General features: G+C 63.4%; 14 protein-coding genes and 1 tRNA gene. 8 read left to right on the top strand and 7 right to left on the bottom strand.

Annotated features, from left to right (window positions below):
* Positions 1-2: 2 nt before the first annotated feature.
* Positions 3-467, bottom strand: a complete 465-nt coding sequence (locus SO156_RS15960) for an L-2-amino-thiazoline-4-carboxylic acid hydrolase (RefSeq protein ID WP_498535452.1) — start codon at positions 465-467, stop codon at positions 3-5.
* 87 nt (positions 468-554) lie between these two features.
* Positions 555-770: a hypervirulence associated TUDOR domain-containing protein gene (locus SO156_RS15955; protein ID WP_498535451.1), complete on the bottom strand. Its 216-nt coding sequence runs from the start codon at positions 768-770 to the stop codon at positions 555-557.
* A gap of 397 nt (positions 771-1167) precedes the next feature.
* Between SO156_RS15955 and SO156_RS15950 the strand changes: the two genes are divergently transcribed.
* The 3 genes from SO156_RS15950 to SO156_RS15940 are packed head-to-tail and all read left to right on the top strand — an operon-like array spanning position 1168 to position 5517.
* Positions 1168-2232: an HlyD family secretion protein gene (locus SO156_RS15950; protein WP_498535450.1), complete on the top strand. Its 1065-nt coding sequence runs from the start codon at positions 1168-1170 to the stop codon at positions 2230-2232.
* The gene (locus SO156_RS15945) at positions 2229-4559 is read left to right on the top strand and encodes an ABC transporter permease (RefSeq protein WP_498535449.1); all 2331 of its coding nucleotides are present in this window, start codon (positions 2229-2231) and stop codon (positions 4557-4559) included. Before SO156_RS15950 ends, SO156_RS15945 begins: the two co-directional genes overlap by 4 nt.
* The gene (locus SO156_RS15940) at positions 4546-5517 is read left to right on the top strand and encodes an HlyD family secretion protein (RefSeq protein ID WP_498535448.1); all 972 of its coding nucleotides are present in this window, start codon (positions 4546-4548) and stop codon (positions 5515-5517) included. The genes SO156_RS15945 and SO156_RS15940 overlap by 14 nt, the downstream gene beginning before the upstream one ends.
* Positions 5518-5871: 354 nt before the next feature.
* Here SO156_RS15940 and SO156_RS15935 read toward each other — a convergent pair.
* Both SO156_RS15935 and cpdR read right to left on the bottom strand, forming a co-directional pair.
* A tRNA-Val gene (locus SO156_RS15935) sits at positions 5872-5946 on the bottom strand.
* Positions 5947-6021: 75 nt separating this feature from the next.
* Positions 6022-6381 (bottom strand): cell cycle two-component system response regulator CpdR, encoded by a 360-nt coding sequence (cpdR, locus tag SO156_RS15930; RefSeq protein WP_254105854.1) that lies wholly within the window; start codon positions 6379-6381, stop codon positions 6022-6024.
* A 317-nt stretch (positions 6382-6698) separates the two neighbouring features.
* On the opposite strand from cpdR, the gene SO156_RS15925 reads away from it, so the two are divergent.
* The 3 genes from SO156_RS15925 (at position 6699) to SO156_RS15915 (ending at position 9923) form a co-directional block, all read left to right on the top strand.
* Positions 6699-7589, top strand: coding sequence for an N-formylglutamate amidohydrolase (locus SO156_RS15925; protein ID WP_498535447.1), 891 nt, complete (start codon positions 6699-6701; stop codon positions 7587-7589).
* A 552-nt stretch (positions 7590-8141) separates the two neighbouring features.
* Complete coding sequence (hisN, locus tag SO156_RS15920) at positions 8142-8924, top strand: histidinol-phosphatase (RefSeq protein ID WP_458150414.1); 783 nt, start codon at positions 8142-8144, stop codon at positions 8922-8924.
* 21 nt (positions 8925-8945) lie between these two features.
* A complete protein-coding gene (locus SO156_RS15915) occupies positions 8946-9923 on the top strand; it encodes a Bug family tripartite tricarboxylate transporter substrate binding protein (protein ID WP_458150413.1) in 978 nt (325 codons plus the stop codon).
* A gap of 121 nt (positions 9924-10044) precedes the next feature.
* Here the strand turns inward: SO156_RS15915 and SO156_RS15910 are convergent, their stop codons facing one another.
* Positions 10045-10692, bottom strand: a complete 648-nt coding sequence (locus tag SO156_RS15910; protein ID WP_498535446.1) for a glutathione S-transferase family protein — start codon at positions 10690-10692, stop codon at positions 10045-10047.
* 6 nt (positions 10693-10698) lie between these two features.
* A complete protein-coding gene (locus SO156_RS15905) occupies positions 10699-11592 on the bottom strand; it encodes a LysR substrate-binding domain-containing protein (RefSeq protein ID WP_498535445.1) in 894 nt (297 codons plus the stop codon).
* Between the two features lie 92 nt (positions 11593-11684).
* Between SO156_RS15905 and SO156_RS15900 the strand changes: the two genes are divergently transcribed.
* Entirely contained in the window at positions 11685-12437 is a 753-nt protein-coding gene (locus tag SO156_RS15900; protein WP_498535444.1) for a sulfite exporter TauE/SafE family protein, read from the top strand.
* Here SO156_RS15900 and SO156_RS15895 read toward each other — a convergent pair.
* The gene (locus SO156_RS15895; protein WP_458150408.1) at positions 12434-13069 is read right to left on the bottom strand and encodes a LysE family translocator; all 636 of its coding nucleotides are present in this window, start codon (positions 13067-13069) and stop codon (positions 12434-12436) included. The genes SO156_RS15900 and SO156_RS15895 overlap by 4 nt on opposite strands.
* A 219-nt stretch (positions 13070-13288) precedes the next feature.
* On the opposite strand from SO156_RS15895, the gene SO156_RS15890 reads away from it, so the two are divergent.
* The gene (locus SO156_RS15890) at positions 13289-15085 is read left to right on the top strand and encodes an adenylate/guanylate cyclase domain-containing protein (protein ID WP_458150406.1); all 1797 of its coding nucleotides are present in this window, start codon (positions 13289-13291) and stop codon (positions 15083-15085) included.
* The last annotated feature ends 56 nt before the right edge of the window (positions 15086-15141 follow it).

The following is a 15141-nucleotide window of genomic DNA, read 5'->3' as shown; positions in this document are numbered from 1 at the left end:
CGCTACACGCGCGTTCGCTGGTAGCGGAAGTCGCAATGACTGGCGCCCTGCATGATGGTCTGCGTGCGCGCGAGGCTGATGTCGGGACCGAACCCTTCCGCGGTCGCAAAATCCGCGGTGCAGACGAGGAGAAACCCGAGCTCGGGCTCGCCGAGCGCCTTGTAGAACTCCGCATAGGCGCATCGCGTCACGTCGAAGGCGAACGCATCACGTGACTGCTCGATGATTTCGAGCTTGAGCGCGTCGTCGCGGGCGTAGGCCTTGAAGGCGGATGACACGGCCTTGCCGAGATCCGGCTCGTTCTTCGCCCGCCAGAATTCCTCGCCGTAGCGGCGATAGAGGTCGCCGAGCGTGCTGCGCACCAGCGCGTTCGCACGGGCTTCGCCCAGTTCCTCCTGGAGCGCCCTCACGAGGGGGATCAGGACCTGTGCCTGGATTTTTGCCTGCTCAATGACGGAAACGCTCATGGCGGCCTCGCCTCGCAGATGAAGGAGCAGCGAGCGTAGCCCGGATGGGGCGCGGCGCAATCCAGAACAACGTGCGAGAACACGCCATCAGCTCGTTAACAGCCGCAGCGCCCTGCCCTTGTGGAGAGCGACGTGATCGCTCTTGTCGCTCCTGATCTCGTATTGCGGATCGTCCGGGCTCGCGTGATGGACGTAGCCCTTATAGGTCACATCCTTCCGGTGCACGCGCATGATATGGCCACGCACCCGACCGGCCTCGGAATTCCAGCTCACGTGATCGCCCGTCTTGAAAGTTTTCGGCATGGCGAATTAATGCCGAACCACCTCAAGCTGTTCCCGCGCTCCCCCAGCGACAACAGGTCCGCCTACGCTTTCGCTTCGCTCAAGCTACGCCGGACGCGCTTCGCGGGAGTGCCGAGACCCGCGCTTCGATTGTTCCGCTTGGTGACTTCCGGCATGCGAAACCTGTATGACTATCCGACGCAAACTCAGTCTGCCTTCGGGGGCAACAGTGCCGCGAATGCTTGCCCCGATATTGAATGAGAGCGTGGGCGCTAGAACAGGTATGCTTCGACGGCCGCGAGCAGCCGCAAAATAGTTCGCCAGTCGCTCCGAATATGAAGTACCATCACTCGAGTTACGACACCGAACGTCGCGTCATTCCAGACATTTAGCACTTTGGAGCTGGATGGAGTCGGGTATGGACAAAGTGTCGAGCTCCGGTAAGGAGCCTCAAGGTGCATTCGACGCTCCCGGTGACGGACACGAGAAGAGCAGGCCTTCCGCGAGGCGCGGTCCTTCCATCGTCGTAGGCGCCATCGCAGCGGTCGTCGTCGCGCTTTCCGTCTATTATCTGCTGCGGCCCGAGCCTCTGCTTGTTCAGGGCGAGGCTGACGCCACGCGGTTTGACATCGCTGCACGCGTCGACGGACGGGTGAAGGAAATACCGGTCGAACGCGGCCAGAACGTGCCTGCGAAGGCCGTGCTCATAAGGATCGACAATCCAGAGACCGTCGCCAAGCTCGAGCAGATGAAAGCGGCGAAGGCCGTGGCCGTCGCTCAGCTCGCCAATGTGCTCATCGGAACGCGTGTCGAGACCGTTGCCGCACGGAAGGCGGAGATGGAGCGTGCGCAGGCGGCGCTGGTGCTGGCGCAGAAGACGTTTGACCGCACGCATATCTTGACCGAGCAAGGCAACGCGCCGCAAGCTCGGCTCGATCAGGTGACCGACGCGCTGCACGAAAGCGAACGCGCGGTCGATCAGGCCAAATCGGCATATGAACAGGCGGTCAATGGCTACACGCAGGAGGAACGGGCGATCGCCAAGGCCAACGTCGAGAAAGCCGATGCCGATACCCAGAGTGTGCAATCGATCATTGATCAGCTCGTGATCTATGCCCCAGTCGCCTCGCAAGTCTACCAGCGCAACGTGGAGCCGGGCGAATATGTGTCGCCCGGCGTGCCGCTGGTCACCCTGATCGATCTGGCCGACGTTTGGATCCACTTCGATCTTCGCGAAGATCTCGTGAAGAGCCTCAAGGTCGGCGATCGCTTCGATGTCCGTATTCCGGCTCTCGATGACCGCCGCATCACCGTCGAGGTCAAGCTCATTGCGACCAAGGGCGAGTATGCGAGCTGGCGGGCCACGCGGGCTACGGGCGATTTCGACTTGCGGACGTTTTCGATCCGCGCCTACCCGGTCCAGCCGGTGCCGGAACTGCGACCGGGAATGAGCGCCTATCTTGACTGGCGGTCACGGCAATGAGGCCATCGCCAAAGCCCGGATTTCTGCTGGTCGTGCGGCGCGAGTGCCGCTGGCTGCTTCACGATCGTGTAGCGCTGCTGCTGATCCTCGCCGTGCCGCTCTTTGCGTTCGTGGTCCTTACGACCGTGTTCAGCCATCCTGTCATCCGCGGGCTCGGGGTGACGGTCGTCGACGAGGACAAGTCGGACGCTTCGCGTACCCTGGTGGAATACGTTGCTGCGTCTCCGAGCCTGAAGATCGTCGACCGCTCCGGCACGCTGTCCACGGCCGTCGAGGACATACGCTCCGGCAAATCGATTTCGGCCATCTATGTCCCGCCGAATTTCGAGCGCGACCTGAAAGCCCAGCGCCGGCCGCAGGTCGTCGGATTCTATAACCAGCAGTTCCTGACTCCGTCCGGCATCGCGTCCTCGGGCCTGAGCGACTCGCTTTCCGCCGCGGCGGCCGTGGCCGCTCCTGCCAGTCGCGCTGCGCCTGCGCCTGCGTCCTTGGGAATGCTCAAGGCGGAGACCATCGCGCTCGTCAATCCGCAAAAGAACTATGCGCAATTTCTGCTGCGCGCACTGCTGCCGACCATCATCCATGTGGTGATCACGCTTGCCGCCGGCTATTCCGTCGGCTCCGAGTTCCGGCGTCGCGACGCGCGGGCCTGGCTCGAAAGTGCCGGTGGCGATCCCGTGGTCGCGCTGGCCGGCAAGCTCACGCCGCTGTTCGTCATCTTCGTCCTGATCATGCTGGTCGAGCCGCTGTTTCTGGAGGGCGTGCTGGAAATCCCCTTCAGGGGAGACCTGCCATTGATGGTCGCCGCGGCCTCCCTGCTCATCATTGCCTATTTGTCGCTGGGTGCCTTGCTCCAGCTCCTGGTCGGCGATCTGGCGACGGGGCTCGGACTTGCGGGCCTCATTGCCTCTCCCGCGTTCGGCTACGCCGGCGTCGGCTTTCCCACCATCGGCATGAATGCCTTTGCACAAACCTGGAGCGCGATCCTGCCGCTGCGCTGGTACATGGCAGTCTTGCTGGGGCAAGCGGCGCGCGGATTGCCGGTCTCGGACTCGGCCATTCCCTTCGCGGTACTTGCGGGCCTGGCGGTGCTCTTTGCCGGCCTCGCATTGCTGCGCATGGCGAGCGTCACCCGCAAGGGCTGGTTTGCGACGGCGCGCCCTCCCGAGGCGCCCGAAATAGAGGAAGTGCCGCGCGGCATCGGCGGTGCCTTCAACGCGGAGTGGCGACGCGTGCTCGGAACGCGGAGCGCCTTCACACTCCTGTTCCTGGCTCCCCTGGTCTACGGCATTTATTATCCGCAGCCCTATCTGAATCAGATCCTTCGCAAGCTTCCCATCGCGGTCGTCGACAATGATCTGAGCGATCTCAGCCGGCAGATCGTCGAGACGCTGGATGCGAGTGGCGCCTTGAACGTGGTGGTTCGCGCCCGCACGCTTGCCGAAGCACGCACCGCAATCGATCGTGGACAGGCCTTTGCCGCCGTCGAGATTCCACCGAACACTGAGCGCGATGTGCTCAAAGGCATCACCGCCCACATCCCGATCTACGCGGATGCGACCTACCTGTTCATATTCAGATCGAGCGCCAGCGGAATAGCCACCGCCATCGGAGCGTTGACGTCCGAGCTGATTTCACGAGGCGCGCGCTCGGATGGGAGCCTGGTCAAGGCGAAGCTCGCGAGTTCGAGCCCGGCCGACGTTCTGCTCCAGCCGATCTTCAATCCGGTGGGCGGGTATGCAAGTTACGTCGTTCCGGCCGCGTTCGTCCTGATCCTGCAGCAAACCCTCCTGATCGGCGCGGCAATGTTGACCGGCACTGCGCTGGCGGCAGGGGGCGGAGCGTTTGCCGGCGTGCTCGGCCGCGGCGTGGCTCACCTGACCATCTACCTTCCGGCGCTCGCGCTTTACGTCATCGTGCTGCCGCGCATCTACGGTTTTTCGACACTCGGACATCTTCCTCATATCCTCGCACTTGCGAGTATCTTTCTGCTGGCGACGAGCTTCATGGGACAGGCTGTCGGGGCCTGGTTCACGCGGCCGGAGAACGCAACAATCCTCCTGCTGGCGACGAGCCTCCCGCAGTTCTTCATGGCTGGGTTTGCGTGGCCGCGCGAAGCGATCCCTGACGCGGCCCTTGCATTCGGCCGGCTGTTCCCGGCCGACTCCGCGATCGACGGCCTCGTGCGCATCAACCAGATGGGAGCCAGCATCTGGGAGGTCGCGCATGACTGGTTCACACTTTGGTGTCTGGCGCTCGGCTATTTCGCGCTTGCCGTGATCTCGGCATTTTCCGTCAAGAGAGGACAGGAACATGCGCAAGGCTAGTCGCGTCGCCATCGTCGCGATTCCGCTCGCGCTCGTCGCGGGCGCGCTGATCTATTCCACGCGTCGAACCGGATCTGCGGGTGCAATCGTTGGCGTGGTGCGAGCGACCGAAATCAGGGTCGAGCCCGAAGTGAACGGCCAACTTATGTCGATTACCGTCGAGAAGGGCGCCCAAGTACACGCGGGCGATGTCCTGGCGCGGCTCTCCGCGGTGGAATTAACCGCTCAGCTGGACCAGGCGCGCGCCGCGCTTGGCTCGTCAATAGCCAACCGCAACAACGTCTATGCGGGCGTTCGTCATGAACAGGCCGAGTCTCTAAAAGCTGCAATCGCCAAGGCAGACGCCCGCCTTGACTACGTGCAGGCCCAGCTCACAAGGACTAGTACGCTGGCGCGCCAGAGCTTTGAGTCCCAACAGGCGCTGGACCAGGCCGAGAATGATGTCGCAAGCGCACGCGCCGATGTTGCCGAGGCCCAGGCAAATTATGATGCGGCCGTGGCGGGCCCGACCCGGGAGGAACGAGCGATCGCGGACGCGCAGGTGCAGGCCGCGGCCGCAGCCGTGACCGTGCTCGAACGTCGTCTCGACAAGATGGTGCTGCGCGCCCCAGCCGACGGCACGGTCAGCGTCATCGCCGCGGAGGTCGGCGAAAACGTCCGTGCCGGCCAACCGATCCTGATGGTCGAAGCAGCAGGCAAGCAATGGCTCTCCTTCAATGTCCGCGAGGACCATCTCAATCGGCTCGCGATGGGCGACACGGTGAACGTGGCGCGGAACGGGACGGACGCCGGAATCAAGGCCCTCGTCACCGAGCTGAGACCGCTCGGCGTATTCGCCACCTGGCAAGCCGAACGGGTGATCGGGGATCATGACCGCAACACGCTGCGCTTGCGTCTCGATCCCGAGAAGGCTGCGGCAAACTTCGCGCCGGGAATGACCGTCTGGATCGAGCGCTGACGATCTGGACCCATACATATGTTTGGGACGATCGAGGCTTCGAGCGGTTCGGCACGAGCCGATGCGCGTTGTCGCTTCGCAGCTGCCTTGGTGCTCTTCTTGTGGAGTTCTCTGAGCCGAACGATCGTGAGCCTACAAACGCCGACTGTGGGACGGAGACGTGATCGGCACAATCAGACCGATGGGGATCGAACCGGGCCTATTCTTCGGCATCGATCCTAGCCGATGGGCCGTCCGAACTCGTGCGCTGGCCACCCAGACTAACCCGGCCGGCCCCTCTAATGCGCAAACCGGATTTAGCGGAAACCACCTCTTCAGGCCTTAGGCGCAGGGTGCCCAATTGATTGAAGAAGATGGTGGGCACGACAGGGATCGAACCTGTGACCCCTACCATGTCAAGGTAGTGCTCTCCCGCTGAGCTACGTGCCCTAGAAGTCCAAGAAAATCGGGTGCGGTCCCTATAACGGCTCAGGGGAGCCCGCGCAAGGACGGAAGGCGACCGATTTAGGCCGCCAGCATCTTGTTCACTTCGCTCACCAATTCCCGCAAATGGACCGGTTTGGACAGGACCTTGGCGTTCTTGGGGGCCTCCGAATCCGAGTTCAGGGCCACGGCGGCGAAGCCGGTGATGAACATGATCTTGATGTCGGGGTCGAGTTCCGAGGCCCGGCGGGCGAGCTCAATGCCGTCCATCTCCGGCATCACGATGTCGGTCAGCAGCATCTCGAACGGCTCTTCCCGCAGCCGCTGATAGGCCGACATGCCATTGTCGTGGGAGGAGACCTGAAAGCCGGCGTTTTCCAGCGCCTTGACCAGGAAGCGGCGCATGTCGTTGTCGTCTTCGGCGAGCAGGATTTTTGGCATGGCAGGAAACGTCGAATCCCCGGGGGTACACTACTAGAGTTCAGTAAGCCCGACAGAGGGTAAATTTCGGGTGAAAAATGCGTCCCTCGGCCGCACACAGAGCGCTCTTTGTGAACCGGAATGGGGCACGAATCAATCGAGCCCCGCACCCGCGATGCCTGCACGGTTAAGACACGTTCCAGCGCGCACCCGTACTTTTCACTTGGCAGAATGGTTGCGATTCCTGACAATGACGACACATAAGAGCCCCGCTTTGCCGGCCTGTTCGAGTCCAATCCGGATTCTCGCGGATAATCAGAGGGACGAAACTGACCAAGATGCCCCGGTTTGACGGCGACTTGTCGCCACCGTTCGAGATTATCGAGCCCGCCGAGTGGCGGGCGCCGATCATCTTCAACTCGCCCCATTCCGGCTCGGTCTATCCGGACGATTTTTTGGCGGCCTCGCGCATCGACCTGCCGACACTCCGCCGCTCGGAAGATTCCTTCATGGACGAGCTGATCGGGCATTTGAGCGCGCGCGGCTTTCCGGTCGTGCGCGTCAATTTCCCGCGCTCCTATGTCGACGTGAACAGAGAGCCCTACGAGCTCGACCCGCGGATGTTTTCCGGTCGGCTGCCGAGCTTTGCCAATACCCGCTCGATGCGTGTTGCGGGCGGGCTCGGCACCATTCCGCGCGTCGTCGGCGACGGCCAGGAGATTTATCGCGAACGTATCGCGGTCGACGACGCGCTCGCGCGAATCGAGACGCTCTACAAGCCATATCACCGCGCGCTGAGGCGGCTTATTAACAAGGTGCACCAGATGTTCGGCACCGTGGTGGTGGTGGACTGCCACTCCATGCCCTCGGTCGGCGTCTCGCGCGACGAGCCGCGCCGGCCCGATGTCGTGATCGGCGACCGCTACGGCACGAGCTGCACGCCGCTGCTTCCCGACCGGGTCGAGGAGACCTTGAGCGGGCTCGGCTATTCGGTCGGGCGCAACAAGCCCTATGCCGGTGGCTTCATCACCGAGCACTACGGCAATCCGGCGAGCGGCCTGCACGCGGTGCAGCTCGAGCTCAACCGCGCGATCTATATGGACGAGCGGCGGCGCGAGCGCGGCCCGCGCTTCGACCAGGTCGCGGCGGATTTCGCGATCCTGTCGGACGTGCTCGCCACGACGATTCCGTTCGGCGATCTCGGACCGTTCCAGGCCGCGGCTGAATAAGCGGCAATATCTTCCGCGCCTATCACAGGTCGCGACGACGGTCTTCTCAATACGCGATCCGATTTTCGCTTCGCCCCGATGCGCGCATCGAAATGAAAATGATCGACCAGGAAAATGGGCAAGAAAAAAGGGCCGCTTGTTATGAGCAAGCGGCCCAAGTCTAGGGAGGAAACGCCCAAGGAGGGCAGCGGTAACGCGAGGCGCTACCGCACCGCAACAATATGCGACTGCGCTGCACAAAGCGCAAGGGCTTTCGAGCCGTTTCCTATGCAAAAAACACAGGGCTCCAATGTCTCCGCAGAAACCCGGATTCAGTTTCTTTAATAAGGAATTTCAATGGGTTGATTATCGTTTGCATACCAATGAGGCATACCCGGAACTAAGCTCTCAAACCCATGATCGATATTTGGTCAGCGGATGGCTCGACGAGGCGGCCGGGGGACTGCATCCAAAATACCAGGGTGCAATTCAAGAGAGCGCTGCCCGAGCCTCTCGATTTGAGCTAGGCAATAGCCAGCATTCGTTTGGCTTTCGGGTTCAAGGGACAGGCCTGTGACGGTGATCGATTTCTCAGCCTTCATCGGACGGCTTGCCACCGCCTCCGGCGAAACCATTTTGCCGTTCTTCCGCACCTCGCTGTCCATCGACGACAAGAGCAAGACCAAGGATTTCGACCCCGTCACCGAAGCCGACCGCGCCGCGGAGGCGGTGATGCGGCGGCTGATCAAGGCCAACTTCCCCCAGCACGGCATCGTCGGCGAGGAATTCGGCAACGAGCGGGAGGACGCCGATTATGTGTGGGTGCTGGACCCGATCGACGGTACAAAATCCTTCATCGGCGGCTTTCCGATCTGGGGCACGCTGATCGCGCTGTTGTACAGGGGCACGCCGGTATTCGGCATGATGCACCAGCCCTTCATCGGCGAGCGGTTTTCCGGCGACAACGGCTCGGCCAATTACAAAGGCCCCTCCGGCGAGCGCCGCCTGCAGGTCCGCCGCTGCGCCTCGCTTGCCGAAGCGACGACCTACACCACGAGCCCTCTTCTGATGAACGAGCGCGACCGCGCCATCTTCGGCCGCATCGAGAAGGGCGCGCGGCTGTCGCGCTATGGCGGCGACTGCTACTCCTATTGCATGCTGGCCGCCGGTCACGTCGACCTCGTGGTCGAGACCGAGCTGAAGCCTTACGACATCGCAGCGCTGATCCCGATCGTCACCGGCGCCGGTGGCATCGTCACGACCTGGGAGGGCAAGCCCGCGCAAGGCGGCGGCCGCATCATCGCCGCCGGTGATCCCCGCGTGCACGAAGAAGCGCTGAAACTCCTCAACCAATAACAACGCGAGCGGAGGGCTTGCATGACCGTCTCACGCAGGCTTCTCTCCGGATTGGTATTGGGATTGCTGCTGCTCCTGCCGTCGCTGGCGATGGCTGAGGATTTTCCCGCCAAGCCGATCAAGCTGATCGTGCCGTTCCCGGCCGGCGGCCCCAACGACATCATTGCCCGCGTGATTGGCCAGCGCATGTCCGAGATATCGGGCCAGCCGGTCGTGATCGACAATCGCGGCGGCCAGGGCGGCGTGCTCGGCACCGATGCGGTCGCAAAGGCCACTCCCGACGGCTACACGATCGCGATCTCCAGCGCCGGGGCGCTCACGATCAGCCCGAGCATGGAGAAGGTCGCCTACGACACGCACGCCGACCTGACGCCGGTCACGCTGGTCGCAACCGTGCCGGAGATGCTGGTCGTCGCAACCAACGTGCCGGCGAAAGACATGAACGAGCTGGTCGCGCTGGCGAAGGCTCAGGCCGGCAAGCTCAACTTCGCCTCCTCGGGACCCGGCAGCCTGCCGCATCTTGCCGGCGAATTGTTCAAGCTGACGGCGAAAATCGACATCGTGCACGTGCCCTATCGCGGAGCGGCGCCCGCGGTGAACGATCTCCTTGGCCAGCAGGTGCAGATGACCTTCCTCGACCTCCCGGTGCTGCTGCCGCAGATCAAGGCGGGCGCCTTGAAACCCATTGCCGTCGGCTCGCCCGACCGCGCACCCACCGCCCCCGAGGTACCTACCACGGCCGAAGCGGGTTTTCCGGACCTGCGGATCGAGAACTGGTACGGCATGGTGGCGCCGAAGGGCACGCCGAAAGAGATCGTCGACAAGCTGCACCGCCTCGCGACGCAAGCGATGGCTGATGCCGCCGTGAAGGAGAAGCTCGCCGCGCAAGGGGCGACGCTGATCGGCGATAGCCCCGAGCATTTCCGACAGTTCATCGCGGACGAGACTGCGAAATGGGCCAAGGTGATCAAGGACGCCGGCGTCGAGACGGCGAAGTGACTCTAAAGCGCGATGTGATTGGTCATCGCGCTTTAGCTTATTATTTTAGCATGATCTCCGCGCAAACGCGTTCCGCGTTCGTCGCGAGGGAAGGCCGCCTCACACTTTTCCAGATCATGCTCTAATAAGCGAGCCGGCCGCGCAATTCCCCGAACGGAATCATCACATGCGCGCGAAACGCCGCCCGTTCCTGCAGTGTGCGGTACCAGCGGTCCACCGCCGGCAGCGCGGGACGCTCGATCTCCAGTTCGAAATAGCGATAGAGCGACGTGCCGGCCGTGATGTCGGCAAGTGATAACTCCGCACCAAACAGGAACGGCTGCTGTTCGAGGAGCCGTTCCAACTTGGCAAAATGCTGCGCACAGCGGGCAAGGGCTGCGCGGATCGCGGGCCAATTGCGCTGGTCCTCGGGCGTGCGGAAGAATCCCCAGAATACGCCGGTGAGGAAATCAGGCTGGAGCGCCGTCTGCGACCAGTCCATCCAGCCGTCGACGCGCGCCCGCACAGCCGGGTCCTCCGACCAAAACCGCTCTGCCCCGTGGTGCGCCGCGAGATAGCGAAGTATGGCATGCGATTCCCAGACGATCGTCCCGTCATCATCGATAACCGGAACACGGCCGTGCGGATTCATCGCCAGAAACTCCGGCACATCGAGGCCGCCGAACGAGCCGCCGGCATCGATGTGCTCGTGGGCGAGACCGAGTTCGCCGATCAGCCACATCACCTTCTGCACATTGAACGAACTGCGTCGTCCCCACACCTTCAACATATGATCTCAGCTCCGAACTGCGGCGCGCAAGTGCTCCACCAGTTGCTTGGCGGGGCGCGGCAATGCCTTGAAGCTTCGCGCGCAGATCGTCAACCTCCGATTGGCCCAGCCATCGCGGATCCGGATCGGCACGATCGGCATCGATCGCGCGCAGCGCTTCGCCGCAGTCTCCGGAACGACGGCGACCCCGACATCGGCGGCAACCATCTGGCAGATCGCGTCGAAATCGCGCAGGCGGGCCCGCACGCGCAGACGCGCGCCGAGCTTCGCCGCATGCCGGGAAATATGAACCTGCAATGCGGTCGAGGCGGTGAGCCCGACGAAATCGCGATCCGTCACCTCCTGGAAATCGATTTGACGCCGACTGCCGAGTTCGCTGCGCCGAGCGGCCACCAGGGTCAGCCGATCCTCGCTGAACAAGAATCGCTCGATGCTGTCGGGCAAAGCATGCTCGGCGGCGAAGCCGAGATCGGCAGCGCCGCTCGCGATCGCGGTCGCGATATCGGCGCTCTCGCGCTCCTCAACGTCGACATTGATGTCGGGATGCTCACGCAGGAAAGCCGCGAGCGCCCGCGGCAGATGCTCGGACAGCCCCGAGGTGTTGGCGAGCAACAGCACGCTCGCACGCACGCCGCTGGCATAGGCGGCGAGATCGCCCTGGAGTGCATCGACATTGTGGATGACGAGCCGCGCATGCTCAAGCAGGCTTTCCCCCGCGGCGGTCAACTCCACGCCGCGCCGGCCGCGCTTCAAGAGTGCGACGCCAAACGCATCCTCCAGGCCCTTGATCCTGGCGCTGGCAGAGGCCAGCGCCAGATGCGAGCGCTCGGCACCGCGGGTGATGCTGTGCTGGTCGGCCACCGCGATGAAGAGTTGGAGGTCGACGAGGTCGAATCGCACGGAACAATCTCCTTCAGCCTTCGTCAAGGACGAAGGCTATCTCCGTATCCTCCAGATTGTGCCTTCCCCGCCGATCGGTCAATGTGGTCGGCATGATCGACCCGCTCATCATTCTGATTGCCGCCGTCTTCCTGCTCGCCGGATTCGTCAAGGGCGTGATCGGGCTCGGCCTGCCGACCGTGTCGATGGGCCTGCTCGCCGTGACCATGGCGCCCGGCCGGGCAATCGCCATCGTCATCGTGCCGGCGATCATCACCAACATCTGGCAGACCTTTGTCGGCGCTCATTTGCTCGACATCCTCAGGCGGCTGTGGCCGCTGATGCTCGGCACCGTGATCGGGAGCTGGCTCAATGCGGGCGCGCTGACCGGCCCCTATGCCCGCTACGGCACGGTAGTGCTCGGCGTTCTGCTCGTGATCTACGCGATCATCGGGCTGAACAAGTTCCAGTTCCGCATCGCGCCGAAGAACGAGAAATGGGTCGGCGGCGCCGTCGGCGTCGTCACCGGCGTGATCTCGGCCTCGACCGGCGTGCAGGTGGTTCCATCGATGCCGTTCATGCAGGCAATTGGGATGGAAAAGGACGAGCTGGTGCAGGCGCTCGGCGTGTTCTTCACGGTGGCAACGCTCGCGCTCGCCTTCAACCTCACCGCGGGCGGGCTGCTGACTTCAGCCAACGCCGTGCCAGGCATCGTCGCCATGGCTTGTGCCTTTGCCGGCATGTTCATTGGCCAGTCGCTGCGCTCGAAGATGCCGGCCGAGACATTTCGCCGCTGGTTCTTGATCGCGATGATCCTGCTCGGCCTCTACCTCGTCGGTAGCGCGCTGCTCAAAGAGTTTGTTTAACGCGCTTGAAGCATCGCGACGCGGAAGCCGAGATAGACGAAAAACCCGCCGAGCGCGCGGTTGATCCAGGCGAGGATTCCATCGGACCGCCGCAGCCGCTGCGCGGCGCGCGCCGCGAACGCCGCCAGGAACAGGCACCAGAGTGTACCCGTGGAGATGAAAATCAGGCCAAGCGTCAGGAAGGCGAGCGGCTTGTGCGGGGCATCGGCTGCGACGAATTGCGGCAGGAAGGCCAGGAAGAACAGCGCGACCTTGGGATTGAGCGCGTTGGTGAAGACGCCCTGGAGGAAAACCCGCCGGAGCGGCGTCCGTCCATCCTCGCGCGTCAGGGAACCGGCGAGCACCGGTCGCGACCACAGCATCTGCAAGCCAGTCAGCACGAGATAGGCGGCGCCGACCAGCTTTACGACCGAAAACGCGGTGGACGAGGCCATCAGCAACGCGGAGAGGCCGATTGCCGCACCCGTGACATGGAATAAGCAGCCGCAGCTGATGCCGAACGTCGCCGCCGCGCCACCGCGCCAGCCCAATTGCATGCTGCGGCCCATGACATAGACCGTATCCGGTCCCGGCGTGATGTTGAGAGCCACGCCCGAGAGGACGAAAAGCCAGAGTTCGTGAATGCCGAGCATGTCGCGCGTCCCTGAAGGCTGCCAAGCGGCCGGCTTAGCTGGCTCGGCGAGCTGCGTCCACCACCGGATTTGCGTAGGATTTACAACGAAATTGCAATGCGGATCACACTTCCGCTTGCCCGCGCGTGCTCTATAAGGGCTAGGTTCTGGAAATGCACGGATTCGCGGAAGACCGACACGCCGGTGGCCGGTGCCCGATCCCTTGGAGCCCGCGAGGATATGGAGAGACGCCTGGCCGCCATCGTCTGCGCCGACGTCGCCGGCTATTCGCGCATGATGGGCACTGACGAGGCCGGCACGCATGCCGTCTTCAAGGCCCATCGCAGCGCGATCCATCCCATTATTCTCAATCATGGCGGCCGCGTCGTGAAGAACACCGGCGACGGCTTCCTGCTGGAATTCCCCAGCATCGTCGGCGCCACGGAAGCCGCGATCGCGATGCAGATGCTGATGGCGGAGCGCAACGACCACTTGCCCGCCGACCGCGCGATGCAGTTCCGCCTCGGGATCCACATGGGCGACATCATCGTCGACGAGGACGAGGTGTTTGGCGATGACGTCAACATCGCCGTCCGTCTCGAATCGGTGGCGAGCCCCGGAGGGTTCGCGATCTCGGCCAAGGCCTATGGCGAGGCTGGCAAGCATCTCAACATGCCCCTGGCCGACGCCGGCACGCACCGCTTCAAGAACATCAAGCAACCGGTGGGCGTCTTCACCTGGACGCCGGACGGCACGTCCGCAAAGGTGGCGCAGACCAAAGAGGTCTCGGCGCTGCCGCAGCAATATCGCACCGCGATCGTGGGCGTGCTGCCGTTTGCCAATTTGAGCGACGCCGGCGACGAATATTTCTCCGACGGCCTCACGGAGGATCTGATCCACGCGCTGGCCCTGCAGTCCTTCTATCGCGTGCTCAGCCGCAACTCGACTTTCGCCTTCAAGGGCAGGAACCTCTCGACCCGGCTGATCGCGCGCGAGATCGACGCGACCTACCTGATCCAGGGTTCGGTGCGGCGCGCCGGCAGCAAGATCCGCGTCACGGCCGAGCTGATCGCGCCGGAGACCGGCGAGCAGCTCTGGACCGGCCGCTACGACCGCGACATCGGCGACCTCTTCGCCATGCAGGACGAGATCACGACCAACCTGTCGGCGGCGATCGCGACCGAAATCTTCCGCGCCGAAGCCTCCGCACCTGCGCGCCAGACCAATGACGTCACCGCCTGGGACCGCTTCCTGAAGGGGCTGTCACATTACTACCGGCAGACCAAGGAGGACTTCGACACCGCCATCGCGCTGTTCAAGGAGGCGATCTCGCTCGATCCCAAGCTGTCGATCGCGCATGCCTATCTCGCGACGATCCAGCTCCAGAGCATCCAGTTCGGCTGGGTCAAGGGCTCCCGCGAGATGTGGGGCGCCGCGATGCATCTGGCCGAGACCAGCGTCAGGCTCGACCCGCGGTCCTCCTTCGCATTCTCGATCCTGTCCTGGGTCCATGCACAGGACGGGCATTACGAGGCTGCGATGGACGCCGCCAAGCGCGCGGTCGCGCTCAACCCCTACGACATGGGCGCGCGCGGCGTACTCGGCATCTGCCACTTCGTCATCGGCGAGCATCGCCAGGCGATCGAGCTGTTCTCGACGGCGGCGCAGCGCGGCAACAGCGATCCGCGCTACCAATGGGCGGCGCTGAACGCATTCAGCCATTATATGCTGGGCCAATACGACGCGACGTTGTCGTGGGCCCGGGAGCAGCTCTACATCAATCCGAACCACATGCAGGCGCTCGCGATCCGCGCCGCGGCACTGGCGCAGCTCGGGCGGGCGGAAGAAGCCACTGAGGCCGCCGAGGTGCTGTTGAGCAATTACCCGAGCCTGACAGTCGAACGGCACTTGAGGAATTTTCACTGGAAGCAGGCTCCGGACCTCGCCCATTACCGCGAAGGGCTACTGAAAGCGGGCGTCCCGCTCGTCAAGCTCAGCCTCGTCCAGAGCGACGTCAAACGCGCCGCCGATTCCTGAAGGGCAAACCGCTGCAGGGTGGCGCTGTCACGCGCGCTTCTGTTGACAGGACAATG

The organism is Bradyrhizobium sp. UFLA05-125, from assembly GCF_059803515.1.
This window is presented reverse-complemented; position numbering and strand designations above follow the sequence as displayed.

Coding starts and splice junctions, on each gene's coding strand:
- SO156_RS15925 (WP_498535447.1), top strand. CDS start 6,699: ATGCCCCGGTTTGACGGCGACTTGTCGCCACCGTTCGAGATTATCGAG.
- SO156_RS15940 (WP_498535448.1), top strand. CDS start 4,546: ATGCGCAAGGCTAGTCGCGTCGCCATCGTCGCGATTCCGCTCGCGCTC.
- SO156_RS15955 (WP_498535451.1), bottom strand. CDS start 770: ATGCCGAAAACTTTCAAGACGGGCGATCACGTGAGCTGGAATTCCGAG.
- SO156_RS15895 (WP_458150408.1), bottom strand. CDS start 13,069: ATGCTCGGCATTCACGAACTCTGGCTTTTCGTCCTCTCGGGCGTGGCT.
- SO156_RS15960 (WP_498535452.1), bottom strand. CDS start 467: ATGAGCGTTTCCGTCATTGAGCAGGCAAAAATCCAGGCACAGGTCCTG.
- SO156_RS15910 (WP_498535446.1), bottom strand. CDS start 10,692: ATGTTGAAGGTGTGGGGACGACGCAGTTCGTTCAATGTGCAGAAGGTG.
- SO156_RS15915 (WP_458150413.1), top strand. CDS start 8,946: ATGACCGTCTCACGCAGGCTTCTCTCCGGATTGGTATTGGGATTGCTG.
- cpdR (WP_254105854.1), bottom strand. CDS start 6,381: ATGCCAAAAATCCTGCTCGCCGAAGACGACAACGACATGCGCCGCTTC.
- SO156_RS15945 (WP_498535449.1), top strand. CDS start 2,229: ATGAGGCCATCGCCAAAGCCCGGATTTCTGCTGGTCGTGCGGCGCGAG.
- SO156_RS15890 (WP_458150406.1), top strand. CDS start 13,289: ATGGAGAGACGCCTGGCCGCCATCGTCTGCGCCGACGTCGCCGGCTAT.
- SO156_RS15900 (WP_498535444.1), top strand. CDS start 11,685: ATGATCGACCCGCTCATCATTCTGATTGCCGCCGTCTTCCTGCTCGCC.
- SO156_RS15950 (WP_498535450.1), top strand. CDS start 1,168: ATGGACAAAGTGTCGAGCTCCGGTAAGGAGCCTCAAGGTGCATTCGAC.